The organism is Streptomyces purpurogeneiscleroticus (assembly GCF_020024005.1).
Lineage (GTDB): Bacteria > Actinomycetota > Actinomycetes > Streptomycetales > Streptomycetaceae > Streptomyces > Streptomyces purpurogeneiscleroticus.
The window spans coordinates 39,561-51,282 of the sequence record NZ_NHSG01000393.1 but is presented as its reverse complement, the minus strand read 5'-3'; the positions used below and the strand labels follow the sequence as shown (position 1 = coordinate 51,282).

The window sequence follows — 11,722 nt, the reverse complement described above, 5'->3', positions numbered from 1 at the left end:
CCCCACACCGTCCTGACCAGCCCGCCCGCCCTCACTTACCTGACCGCGCACCGGACCTCAGGCGGTACCACCGGCCGGGTGAGCACCGAGGACGCGATCGTTGCCATGCGCTGCCTGCACCGCCTCAGCCTCGCCGACCACATCCCCAGCACACCCCACCGGGCCGTGCGCGTCCATGCCCTCGTCCAACGCGTTACCCGCGAAAGTCTGCCCGCCGATCAGCAGGATGCTCTCGCCCGGACCGCCGCCGATGCCCTGGTGGCTGCCTGGCCCGACATAGAACGCGACACCGGCCTCGCCCGCGCCCTGCGGGCCAACGCCGAGACACTCATGCGCCATGCAGAAGGCGCCCTGTACCAGCCCGACGCCCATGAGCTGCTCTTCCGCCTGGGCGAGAGCCTCGACCGAAGCGGACAGTTCACCGCCGCCATTGCGCACTTCCACCGCCTTGCCCGCACTATCCGTGAGGACCTCAGCCCAGACCGTCCCGCAGTGCTCACCATCCGGCACAACCTCGCTCACCTCATAGGGACGGCCGGGGATCCGGCCGGTGCAACCACTGCCTACACCGAACTGCTGCCCGATCTAGTGCAAGTGCTGGGCCCAGACCACCCCGACACCCTCGTCACGCGCCTCGCCATCGCCTGGTGGCAAGGGGTGGCGGGGGACGCGGCCGGCGCTGCCGCGGCCTTGGCGGACCTTTTGCCCGACCAGGTACGGCTCCTGGGCCCCAACCATCCCTACACCCTCATCGGGCGGTCGACATACTGCTGGTGGCAGGGGGTTGCCGGGGATCCGGGCGGTGCGGCCGCCGGTTATGCCGACCTGCTGCCCGACCTGGTGCGGATGCTGGGCCCGGATGCCCGCGCCTCCCTTGCCACCCGGGGCTCCCTCGCCTGGTGGCAGGGGGCAGCAGGAGACGCGGCCAGCGCTGCCGCAGCCTTGGCCGACCTCCTGCCCGACCTGGTGCGGGTGCAGGGCCCGGATGGACCTGTCACTCTTCTCACCCGTCTTGCTCTAGCCCGCTGGCAGGATGAGGCAGGTACCGCCGCCATAACCGCCCACGCCGTCTCCGAAGTGCTGCCCGACCTGGTGCGGGTGCTTGGCCCGAACCACCCCGGCACTCGCACCATCCGAGCCATCCTCGACCGGCGGCGGACAGAGGCGGGAGAAGGGACCAACGCGGTCGCCACGCTCGCTGAACTGTTTCCCCGCTTGGCGCCGCTGATAAGCCATCCTCACTTCCTCACCGCCCGGCACGACCTCACCTCCTTCCGAAAACAGGCCAACACCGAAAGTGACGACTAAGTCCCCATGCGAGTAGGGCCAGGCGCCGCACTGCTCCGTGCCTGACGACGGCACGGGTGCCGAGGACGGCAACCTGCCTGTGGCGGTCGACCACTACTGCACCTTTCGCCACGCGACCGCAGCGCTGGCTGTCACCAGCAGGAACGACTGTTGCCCAGCCACGGAAAATATTGCATTAGATGCGTTTCCTCCTATTTGTGCTCGCTGCAGACGACCTGGTATGCGGCGCGGCCGGTGCAGCCGGACTGCGGGTCGCGGGGTCGGCCGGAGGGCTTGACCGCGTGGTCGCAGCGGCTGGAGTCGGCGTGCTGCGGCTCGATGCTGACGGTGATGCGGGCCATCGAGGAGTCCTCATTTCGGTGTGGTGGGACGACGAAGCGCCGTGCCCGCGGGAGGCGGCACGGAGCTTCGGGCGGTACGACTGCCGCCACCGCTCGCAGCCGTCGCCAGGCTGATGACGGCTGCGAGCGTCAGTCGGCCTGCCTAAGGGCGGTCCGGGCGGGCGGCATCGTAGGCGTCGAGGACGCTCTTGGCGGGCAGGCCGCGGTCAGCGACCTGGTGGCCGTGAGCGCGGGCCCAGGTACGGATCGCCGCGAGCTCGCACTTGGACCGCTTGTGCAGCGCGGTGGGCGGGGACGTCGCCACGGGAGTGCGGGGGCCGGCCTTCACGGCGCGCAGCTGCTCTTGGGCCTGTTCCAGCTCGGCCTTGAGCGTGGCGATGCGCTCTTCAGCTTCGCGCTGGGCGCCCTCGGCAGCAAGCCGGGTGGTCAGCTCGGCCAGGTCGCCGCGCACTCGGGCGGCCTTGTTGCAGATGCTGGCGGTCTGGTGGGTCTCAGCCCAGGCGAGCAGCTGCTGCACGGAATCCCCGGCGGCGCTTTCGGCGAGCGGAGTGCCGTCGCTGTCGGCGGCGATCTTGCGTTCCTGGGCGGTGACGAGAGCGGTGATCTCGTCCTCGGTCAGACCGGTCGCCTCGGTGATCTGGGCAACGGGGTGGTCGGCGTAGTACATGGACAGCGCCGTCGCCTCGAACGCGTTGGGGGACTGGGGCATGTCACGGCCTCCTGTCGGATCGGAGAGCAGAGGGAACAGGGCGGTCAGGGCGTCTTCGTGGTGGGGGAGGCCGACGGCGGCCAGGAGGCCGGCGAGGTCGTCCTTGTCGTGGACGTGGCGTGCTGTGACGCGAGCCGCGGCGATGAACTGCTGCTCGCTGGCGGCCTCGAGGATGGCGCGGTTCTGCGCCTGGCGGTCCGGGGTCAGCGGCTGGCGCCACGGCTCGTACGGGGTCGGCCGGGTGGGGATGAGCTCCAGCTCCAGGTGGGCCAGGGCCTGCTCACGCTCGGTGGCATCGGTGCCGTCCTCGATGGTGGACAGCTGCGGTTCGGTCCGGCAGTGGGGCGTTCCGGTACGGCTCATGACTGTGCCTCCGGGCCGAGGTGAGGGAGCTGGAGGAGAACCTGGTCCAGGACGTCGGGCAGCGGCCGCCAGGGGCCCAGCGCGCCGACGGCGGGGACAGGCAGCGGCAGAGCGCTGACGTCGGTGAGGACCAGGTGGTACTGGCCGGGGTGGGCCCACGGGCTGCACGGTCCGTCGTCCGCGTGGCAGTCGGCCAGGCGCGCGACGCCGAGGATCGCGCTGCTGGGCAGGTCACGGCCGCGAAGGGTGGTGGCGACCAGCGGGTTGCGCAGGGCCGGGTGGTCGAGGGTGCGTCCGGCGTGCAGCAGGAGCCAGCCGCGCCAGGACCAGGGCTGCGGCCGGTTCTCGGTCCGCTTGGTGCCGTGCACGATGCAGGTGGTCTAGGGTTGCCGGATGGTGATGCCGCGAATCCAGTCACGAGACGGTGACACGCTCATGCGGCCCTCCGAAGGAGTGGAGTGGTGTGGGTGCCGGGGCGGCCAGCGCGACGGCCATTGATGGACGGCACGTTGGTGTGCCGCGCGGTAGCGAGGACGGCGCGGCCGGAGTACTTGCCCACGTAAAGGGCGGCGTCGGCGGCGCGCTGCAGCGCGGACAGCTCACGGATACCGAGGACGTCCGGGGCCGCGGCGCCGTCGGCGAACCGGTCGTGGCCCGCTGGATGCCCAGCGACGGCAAGCAGATCTGGTACATCGCCCCGGACGGGATCAACTGGAACACTGTGGTCGGCTGGCTCGTCCAGCGTGCCCTGCCTGCGCACGTCCCAGGCGCTCTTCGCCGGGTCCGTTCCCCGCACAGCGTCAACCCCGACCTGGAGACGACCGCCGAGTCCTCAGCGCGCCGTGCGCTGGAGGAACTGGAGCGCCACTACGCCGCCGAGAAGGCTCGGCTGGAGGCCGAGCAGAAGCGAGCGAAGGATGCGGCGGAGCCGGTCCGGTCCGGCCTGCTGTTCGGCACCGGCAGTGCGCTGGTCAACGCCGTCGCGGTCGTTCTGCACGCGGCCGGCTTTGACGTTACTGACCTGGACGAGGAACTGGGCACGAAGTCAGCGGACCTGCTCGCCGTCTGGGGCGGGGAGGCACGCCTCGTCGAAGTGAAGTCTGAAGGCGGCCCGGCGAAGGAAGCGCTGGTGGCCGATCTGGAGCGCCACCTGAGCACCTGGCCGAAGCTGCGCCCCACCCAGCCGGTCACTCGTGGAACCTTGGTCGTCAACCACCAGCACAAACTCGACCCCGCGCAGCGTAAGCAGGAGGTATACGAGCGCCCCGAGTTCGTAGCCACCCTCCAGCATCCGGTGATTCCAGCAACGGGCCTCTTCGAGTGGTGGCGGACCGAGGACTGGGCAACCGTGCGAACTGCCGTCCTCGGGCAACATCACGGCACGGAGCCGAGCCGGCCCGAGCCAGCTGAGCCCGAAACCTCGGCCGCGGCGCGTCGCGGCTTCTGGTCCCGCTTCGGCCGCTTCGCCGACTCGTGACAGCACAGTCAGCACCGGCCAGCGGCGCTCTGTAGGCAGCCTGAAAGGCCGATCCGGTGGGCCCCGTCAGCAAGTCCCGCCAGCAAGCGTCCCGCTTATCATCGAGCCTTGACGGCCTCCAACGTCTCCTCCAGCCACCGTCCGACCGGTCTCGCCCTTCCGTTGTAGCCGCGGTCCGAACGCGTGGAGCCGCCGCCGAACCCTGGACGTTCAAGCCGGAACATGCGTGACAGTTGATGGCTACAGGGGCCCTACCCGCGCGGGTTCATCAGCGGCTCGCTCACAAACTCCGAGCAGCCTCAGTATGTTTACTCCGAAAGCGCCTTTGGGTCGGAAGGATCGTCGCATGACTCTCACCATGGCCTGGATCAGAAGGGTCGGCGAGACGGAAGAGATGATCATCGCGAGCGACAGTCGGCTCAGGTCGCTGGGCGCCTGGGACACGGCACCGAAGATCATTCCGCTGCCGCGCGGGGACGCCGCGATCGCCTTCGCGGGAGAGACCGACTATGCCTACCCGATGATGATCCAGGTCGTTAACTCCATCAACTTCTATGACGGTGCGCTCAGCCGGAGGCAGCCGCTGGCAAAGCTCAAGGGTCATCTCATCCGCGTGATCAACTTGATGCTCGACCAGCACAAAGACGTGCCGACCGAGTTGTGGGAAGCTCCGGCGGCCTTCTTCCTCCTGGCGGGATACGACTGGACCACCAACGAGTTCAAGATCTGGAAGCTGCACTTCGACAAGAGCATCGGCAGGTTCACCTTCAGCCCCGCCTCGTCATGGAGGGGTGAAGGACACGATGAGAAGGTGCTGTCGATCATCGGCGATGAGATCGGGGCAGCGCGGGAAGTCGTCTTGGAGAACCTGCGAGGCCCGGATGGGATTCGCTCGGGCGCGTTCGACATGGAACCTATGAGGGCCTTGGCCTTCATGGTCGACGCTGAGAGGTTCCGCTCGATCGGCGGCCACATCCAGATGGTCAAGGTCTACAAGGCTTTGCAGTGCGTGCCGTTTACCATCTCCCGCAACGGGACGAGGTCGCTGCTGGGTCGCCCGCTGCTCGACTACGAGAAGTCCGAGACTATCCCGACGCTGACGCTGGACTATTAGTGGCTTGCGTCAGAGGTCCGCTGCGCTGCTGATGTTCGATCTCGTTCGCCGTCCAAGTGCAATGGCCGGTGGCTGCCTTGCCGAAACTACCTGCGAACTTCAGTCGCAGAGCACTACCCCGCAGGCCAATGTGGGTTCGGCGTGCCGTCATCGCTCATGTGCGCCCGCTGCCAGATCCCTTTCCAGTGGAACGGCGTCTCCGGGACGAACCGGTGCCGCTGCTCGCACGGACATGGCGCCAGCACCCACGCGCACCCACGGCACAGCTCCACCCAGCCGTGCCCGGTCGAGTTCGATACCAGCGGTCTCTCGTCCCCGCAGGCGGGGCAGCCGGGGAGGTCGGCGCCGTCCAGAATCGTGTTCTGTCGCCGGACGTACTCAGGCAGCCGCAGCGACGGATGGCGAAACCGCAGCCACCACGGTCGCGGAGCCAGGCCGTTGCAGCAGCCCGGCTCGACGAAGACGGTGTCGGTGGCATTCTCGGTCACCCGGAACCCTCCGGCGGCGAACAGATCAGGCATGGTGAGCAGCCCGTGCAGGAATGTGCCGAGCGGGTCGGTCGGGCACAGCCCGTGCTCCTCCTCCGGCTCGAAGTCGTTGCAGGCGGCGATCTGCAGAATCGCCGTGCCGACCTCCGCCGGAGCCAGCCCCCCGTTCAGCAGGAGGTAGCCATACGATTCCTGCTCGCCAACCGGCCAGAGCGCGAAGTCGTCGGCGGCGGAGATCTCCAGAACGGGTTGCATCACAATCACATGGGGATGATGCCGGACCCACTGCTACACCGCCACGGGCTTTCAGCTGGCATCGGGCTCGGATCGGGCCCGCTACCTGGGCAGTTTCGCAATGCGCTCCGGGCAGGCGGCGCCGACATAGCGCATGGCGGTCTGCGCGGTGATCCCGAAAAGCCGCATCAGCTTGAGGGGATCACCGGTGGCAAACGCCTCGTTGAGCATGCGGTCCTGCCGCACGCCGACGAGCGTGGAGGGTTCTGCGAAGCAATGTTCTGCTGACCACCGGATGATCTGGGTCGAGGGCGGTCTTCTGGCTGACGAGAAGGTAGGGGTTCGACGATGCCGACCAGCGGTGGTGGCGATAGGCGAGCCACTCGCTGGCGAGTCGGTGGGTGAATTCCTCCAGGTAGAGGGTGTGACGCAGCAAGCCGCGGCGGACTTCGAGAGTGCCGTGAGCAAGGTTGAGGTCGTTCGTCCGAATCGTGCGAAGCTCTTTACCAGGCAGCGCGTGAATGGCCACCAAGGCGATGACCAGGCGGCTGAGCGGAGACTTTGCCTGATCCATCAGTCCGGCCAGTAGATCGCTGCGCATGGACTTCGGGAGTCCCTTCAGGTGACCGACCGAAAGCTGGCGGGTCGGGTCCCGGAACACCATCCGTTCCCACTTGAGCGCCTTGAACAGGCTGCGCAGGCTCACCGCGAGCTGCTGGCGCTCTTGTCCTGACAGGCCGGATACCACCGCCTCAATATGGTCAGTCGTGATCTTTCGCAGAGTGGTCACGCCGGCGGCTGTCCACGTGGTGAGGACGGGTTCAATGTGGGCGAGGTAACGGCGAATGCTGCGGTAATCGCGGACCTCGCCCTCGCGGCGCCCCTGGCTGCGCAGAAGGGTCACCCATGCGTGGATCTCGCTGGCGAGCGGGTCCGGGAGGACACTGATCGCGACCTGGATCCACGCGAGATTTACGTCCTGGCGGCGGTCCGGATCATCAATGAGCAGACCATGAGAACGGAGGAACTGACAGACCGGCTTCGCCGCGAGAGTCGCAGAACAACTGGCCAAATCGTGGACATCGTGCTCCAGGATGGCGTTCTCAGCGCCCAGCCAGTGCACCAGGATGGTCAGCGTGCGGATGTTCTTGCGGTAGTCAGGCGTCCGACGATCGAGGATGAGCTGGTCGAACTCCTCGACCAGCCGCCGTGCTGCCTCCGACAGCGGCAACTCGCCAGGACCTCGGCGCCCCAGGCGGGCCAGCACAGGCGACCAGTCGCGCCGGGGATTTGAAAGCGTTTCCTGCCCGCGGAACGTCCCAGCGGGGCCGGGGGATCGCTCGCAGGTATGCCGCTACGGCTCGGCCGCGCTCGCGCAGCAGCTTCTCTCTGGCCCTTCGAGCCACTGACCTTCGCTGTCCGTCATGTCGCTATCGAGCGGGCAGTAGTGCGGATGGGCATCGCAGAACTGATAGAAGGCCAGGCGCCACGCGTAGGAGCGGACCATCTCGTCTACGGAGGACTCTGACTGCGGTACCGGATCGACGGGGAAGCCCAGTCGGGCAGCGGCCTCGGGGGTGGTCATCGGGAGCCTTTCTGGATGGCAGCAGCGGGGGGTGATGTGCGGGTGAACGAAGCCGTCAGACGGTCACTCCTGGCTTCACGTCACTTACGGGCTGGCCACCACCGCATCAGGCCGGTCCGGCGGGCGAGCCATGCCGAAAACGCCCCGCCCGCACCCCTCCACCCCCGAGGAGCCGCACATGCCCACCGAAAACCCCGCTCCCCGCACCGCGGTGATCGGTCTTGGCGCCATGGGACTGCCCATGGCCCGCCGGCTGGCCGCCGCGCTGCCCGTCACCGTCTTCGACATCGCCGCCGAGCGGCGCGCGCTGGTCACCGCCGAGGGCGCGGCCGAGGCCGACACCCCGGCGGGCGCCGCGCGAGACGCCGATGTGGTGCTGCTGGCCGTACGCGACCAGGCGCAGGTCGACGCTGCCCTGTTCGGTACGGATTGTGCCGCGTCGGTGCTGCGCCCCGGCGCGGTCGTCGTCCTGACCAGCACCGTCGGCCCGGAGGCCGCCCGCGCCACCGCGGACCGTCTCGCCGAGCTGTCCGTGCACCTGGTCGACGCGCCGGTCAGCGGCGGTCCCACCCGGGCCGGCAACGGCGATCTGCTGATCGTCGTCGGCGCCGCCGAGGAGGCCCGCGCGCTCGCCGCGCCCGTCCTGCTGCGCGCGGTCCAGGGCTCGACCACGGTCGCCCTGGTCACTACGGCCGGACTCGTCACCCCACTGCTGGCGCGCACCGACCTGTCCCCGCAGCAACTGGCCCTCGTCTGCCTCGCGATGGGCGCGGGCGGCCTGTCCGTCTCGCACATCAACGACGCCGGGTACTGGATGTTCACCAAGCTCGTCGGGCTGGACGTGGTCGCGGGGCTGCGCACCTGGACGGTCCTCACCACGGCCATGGGCCTCATCGGCTTCGCCCTTACGGCGTTGCTGTGGCAGGTGATGTAGTCAGCCGCTCGGAGCCGGTGTACACATTCATCGACGTACCCCGGAGGAAGCCGACCAGCGTCAGCCCGCTCTCCGCTGCCAGGTCCACGGCGAGCGAGGAAGGGGCGGAGACGGCGGCCAGCATCGGAATTCCCGCCATCACCGCCTTCTGCACCAGCTCGAAGGAGGCCCGGCCGCTGACCATCAGTACCGTCCCGCGCAACGGCAGCAGGCCGGAGCGCAGGGCGTGGCCGACGACCTTGTCCACGGCGTTGTGCCGGCCGACGTCCTCGCGCAGGCACAGCAGCTCGCCGTCGGACGTGAAGAGCCCGGCGGCGTGCAGGCCGCCGGTGCTGTCGAACACCCGCTGGGCCGCCCGCAGTTGGTCGGGGAGGCCGGTCAGTGTCTCCGGTGCGATGCTCAGTGGGTCCTCGGCCACGGACCACGCAGCCGAGGTGCGTACCGCGTCCAGACTGGCCTTGCCGCACAGCCCGCACGACGACGTGGTGTAGAAGTTGCGTTCCAGCGAGGCGTCCGGGGCGGCAACGCCCTCGGCCAGGACGACATCGACCACGTTGTACGTGTTGCCGCCGTCGGACGTGGCGCCCGCGCAGTAGCGGATCCCGGCCACGTCGCCGGCGGCGTGCACCACCCCCTCGCTCACCAGGAAGCCGGCCGCGAGGTCGAAGTCGTCGCCCGGGGTGCGCATGGTCACCGTGAGCGGCCGACCGCCGACCCGGATCTCCATCGGCTCCTCGGCGGCCAGGGTGTCCGGGCGGTACGAGGACACCCCGTCCCGGATGCGCAGCACCCGCCGCCGCGCGGTCACGCGTCCCACGCCGCGCTCCGCTCCTTGGGCTCCAGGCGGACCACAACGCCCTTGGAGGTGGGGCAGTTGCTGAAGTCGGCAACGCTGTCCAGCGGGACCAGGACGTTGGTTTCGGGGTAGTAGGCCGCCGCGGAGCCCCGGCTCGCGGGGTAGCCGACGACGCGGAAGTCCTCCGCGCGGCGTTCCTTCCCGTCGTGCCAGACGCCCACCAGATCCACGACGGAGCGGTCTTCGATGCCCAGTTCCGCCAGGTCGGCGGGGTTGACGAGCACGACCCGGCGGGCGTTGTGAATGCCGCGGTAGCGGTCGTTCGGTGCGTACCAGACGGTGTTCCACTGGTCGTGCGAGCGCAGGGTCTGCAGCAGCAGATGCCCCTCGGGGACGTGCGGCATCGTGAACTCGTTGGAGGTGAACACGGCCTTGCCGCTCGGGGTGCGGAAGACCCGCTCGTTCACCGGGTTGGGCAGATGGAAGCCGCCGGGCTGCGCCACCCGGGCGTTGAAGTCCTCGAAGCCCGGTACTACACGGGAGATCCGGTCGCGGATGGTGCCGTAGTCGCCCTCGAACTGCTCCCAGGGGATGAACGGATCGTCCCCCAGGGTCCGGTGCGCCAGCCGGCTGATGATCGCGACCTCGCTGAGCAGCTGCGGGGAGGCGGGCGGCAGCTTCCCCCGGGAGGCGTGGACGTCACTCATCGAGTCCTCGACGGTGATGAACTGCTCGACGCCGTTCTGGAAGTCCTTGTCGCTGCGGCCCAGCGTGGGCAGGATCAGGGCGGTGTCACCGCAGACGGTGTGGGAGCGGTTGAGCTTGGTGGAGATGTGCGCGGTGAGCCGGCACTTGCGCATCGCCTCCTCGGTGACCGCGCTGTCGGGAGTGGCCCGTACGAAGTTTCCCGCGACACCGAGGAAGACCTTGGCGCGGCCTTCGTACATCGCGTGGATGCCGTTCACCGCGTCCAGACCGTGCTGGGCGGGCGGCGTGAAGCCGAACTCCTTCTCCAGCGCATCGAGGAACCTCTGCGGCATCTTCTCCCACACGCCCATGGTGCGGTCGCCCTGGACGTTGCTGTGGCCGCGCACCGGGCACACGCCCGCGCCGGGCCTGCCGATGTTGCCGCGGAGCAGCAGGAAGTTGACGATCTCGCGGATGGTGGGGACCCCGTGCTTGTGCTGGGTCAGCCCCATCGCCCAGCACACAATGATCTTCTTGCTCTTCAGGACCTGGGCATGGACGCCCTCGATCTCCTCGCGCGTGAGCCCGGTCGCTTCGAGGACGTGCTCCCAGGAGACCTTCCGCACGTGCTCGGTGAATTCGGTGCTGCCGATGGTGTGGGCCTGGATGAAGTCGTGGTCGAGCACGGTGCCCGGCGCGGCGTCCTCGGCCTCCAGCAGCAGCCGGTTCAGGGCCTGGAAGAGGGCGAGGTCGCCGCCCGCGCGGATGTGCAGGAACCGGTCGGCGATCGGCGTGCCGCGGCCGATCACACCGCGCGCCCGCTGCGGGTGCTTGAAGCGCATCAGCCCGGCCTCGGGCAGGGTGTTGACCGCGATGACCTGACCGCCGTTGCGCTTGGTCTCCTCCAGCGCCGAGAGCATCCGCGGGTGGTTGGTACCCGGATTCTGACCTACGACGAAGACCAGGTCGGAGCCGTGAATATCGTCCAGCGAGACGCTGCCCTTGCCGATACCCAGCGTCTCCGTCATCGCGAAGCCGCTGGACTCGTGGCACATGTTGGAGCAGTCCGGCAGGTTGTTGGTGCCGTACGCGCGGGCGAAGAGCTGGAGGAGGAAGGCGGCCTCGTTGTTCAGCCGCCCCGATACGTAGAAGAGCGCCTCGTCGGGGGAGGCCAGCGCCTTGAGTTCCTCGGCGAGCAGGCCGAACGCCTCGTCCCAGTCGATCGGCTCGTAGTGGGTCGCGCCGGGCCGCTTGACCATCGGCTCGGTCAGCCGGCCCTGCTGGTTGAGCCAGTAGTCGGACTTGGTGTCCAGCTCGGCGATCGAGTGCGCGCGGAAGAAGTCCCGGGTGACGCGCCGCGAGGTGGCCTCGTCGTTGATGTGCTTGGCGCCGTTCTCGCAGTACTCGTTCATGTGCCGCTTGCCCGGCGCGGGCTCGGGCCAGGCACAGCCCGGGCAGTCGATGCCCTTGGGCTGATTGACGTTCAGCAGGGTCAGCGCGGTGCGCCGCGGGGACGTCTGGCCCAGCGAGTACTCCAGCGCGTGCGTCACGGCGGGCAGACCGGTCGCCCAGGTCTTGGGCGGAGTGACCGACAGGTCGTCGGCGGGATCCTCGATCTCTGCACGGCTCATGCCCTGACCTTCCGGCAATTCCCGGAGACAAGTCAAAGAGGGGTTTCCGATTGCT

13 protein-coding genes and 1 pseudogene are annotated in these 11,722 nt (G+C 68.7%); 4 read left to right on the top strand and 10 right to left on the bottom strand.

Going from position 1 to position 11,722, the window contains the following annotated elements; translation table 11 throughout:
* A partial coding sequence (locus CCS38_RS28975) for a tetratricopeptide repeat protein (protein WP_223736297.1) occupies nucleotides 1-1,308 on the top strand: 1,308 nt, incomplete at its 5' end.
* A 191-nt stretch (nucleotides 1,309-1,499) separates the two neighbouring features.
* Here the strand turns inward: CCS38_RS28975 and CCS38_RS28970 are convergent.
* The 4 genes and pseudogenes from CCS38_RS28970 to CCS38_RS28955 all read right to left on the bottom strand — a co-directional run.
* Nucleotides 1,500-1,649: a hypothetical protein gene (locus CCS38_RS28970; RefSeq protein ID WP_223736296.1), complete on the bottom strand. Its 150-nt coding sequence runs from the start codon at nucleotides 1,647-1,649 to the stop codon at nucleotides 1,500-1,502.
* 142 nt (nucleotides 1,650-1,791) lie between these two features.
* Nucleotides 1,792-2,721, bottom strand: coding sequence for an Lsr2 family DNA-binding protein (locus tag CCS38_RS28965; protein ID WP_223736295.1), 930 nt, complete (start codon nucleotides 2,719-2,721; stop codon nucleotides 1,792-1,794).
* A complete protein-coding gene (locus tag CCS38_RS28960) occupies nucleotides 2,718-3,089 on the bottom strand; it encodes a hypothetical protein (protein ID WP_308050894.1) in 372 nt (123 codons plus the stop codon). The genes CCS38_RS28965 and CCS38_RS28960 overlap by 4 nt, the downstream gene beginning before the upstream one ends.
* Before the next feature lie 65 nt (nucleotides 3,090-3,154).
* Nucleotides 3,155-3,355, bottom strand: a pseudogene (locus CCS38_RS28955) (GGDEF domain-containing protein); the annotation flags it as partial.
* 87 nt (nucleotides 3,356-3,442) lie between these two features.
* On the opposite strand from CCS38_RS28955, the gene CCS38_RS28950 reads away from it, so the two are divergent.
* Nucleotides 3,443-4,198 (top strand): hypothetical protein, encoded by a 756-nt coding sequence (locus tag CCS38_RS28950; protein WP_223736294.1) that lies wholly within the window; start codon nucleotides 3,443-3,445, stop codon nucleotides 4,196-4,198.
* A 346-nt stretch (nucleotides 4,199-4,544) separates the two neighbouring features.
* A complete protein-coding gene (locus tag CCS38_RS28945; protein ID WP_223736293.1) occupies nucleotides 4,545-5,312 on the top strand; it encodes a hypothetical protein in 768 nt (255 codons plus the stop codon).
* A gap of 113 nt (nucleotides 5,313-5,425) precedes the next feature.
* On the opposite strand, the gene CCS38_RS28940 is transcribed toward CCS38_RS28945, so the two are convergent.
* The 4 genes from CCS38_RS28940 to CCS38_RS28930 form a co-directional block, all read right to left on the bottom strand.
* Nucleotides 5,426-6,055, bottom strand: a complete 630-nt coding sequence (locus CCS38_RS28940) for a hypothetical protein (protein WP_223736301.1) — start codon at nucleotides 6,053-6,055, stop codon at nucleotides 5,426-5,428.
* Nucleotides 6,056-6,136: 81 nt separating this feature from the next.
* Nucleotides 6,137-6,265, bottom strand: coding sequence for a hypothetical protein (locus CCS38_RS35395; protein WP_263302682.1), 129 nt, complete (start codon nucleotides 6,263-6,265; stop codon nucleotides 6,137-6,139).
* Entirely contained in the window at nucleotides 6,237-7,301 is a 1,065-nt protein-coding gene (locus tag CCS38_RS28935) for a site-specific integrase (protein ID WP_223736292.1), read from the bottom strand. The genes CCS38_RS35395 and CCS38_RS28935 overlap by 29 nt, the downstream gene beginning before the upstream one ends.
* An 87-nt stretch (nucleotides 7,302-7,388) precedes the next feature.
* Nucleotides 7,389-7,619: a hypothetical protein gene (locus tag CCS38_RS28930; RefSeq protein ID WP_223736291.1), complete on the bottom strand. Its 231-nt coding sequence runs from the start codon at nucleotides 7,617-7,619 to the stop codon at nucleotides 7,389-7,391.
* Between the two features lie 178 nt (nucleotides 7,620-7,797).
* Here CCS38_RS28930 and CCS38_RS28925 point away from each other — a divergent pair, with 178 nt between their 5' ends.
* Nucleotides 7,798-8,553, top strand: coding sequence for a GntT/GntP/DsdX family permease (locus CCS38_RS28925; protein WP_223736290.1), 756 nt, complete (start codon nucleotides 7,798-7,800; stop codon nucleotides 8,551-8,553).
* On the opposite strand, the gene fdhD is transcribed toward CCS38_RS28925, so the two are convergent.
* Nucleotides 8,525-9,370, bottom strand: coding sequence for a formate dehydrogenase accessory sulfurtransferase FdhD (gene fdhD / locus CCS38_RS28920; RefSeq protein WP_223736289.1), 846 nt, complete (start codon nucleotides 9,368-9,370; stop codon nucleotides 8,525-8,527). The genes CCS38_RS28925 and fdhD overlap by 29 nt on opposite strands.
* Nucleotides 9,358-11,667: an FdhF/YdeP family oxidoreductase gene (locus CCS38_RS28915; RefSeq protein ID WP_223736288.1), complete on the bottom strand. Its 2,310-nt coding sequence runs from the start codon at nucleotides 11,665-11,667 to the stop codon at nucleotides 9,358-9,360. Before CCS38_RS28915 ends, fdhD begins: the two co-directional genes overlap by 13 nt.
* Nucleotides 11,668-11,722: the final 55 nt, after the last annotated feature.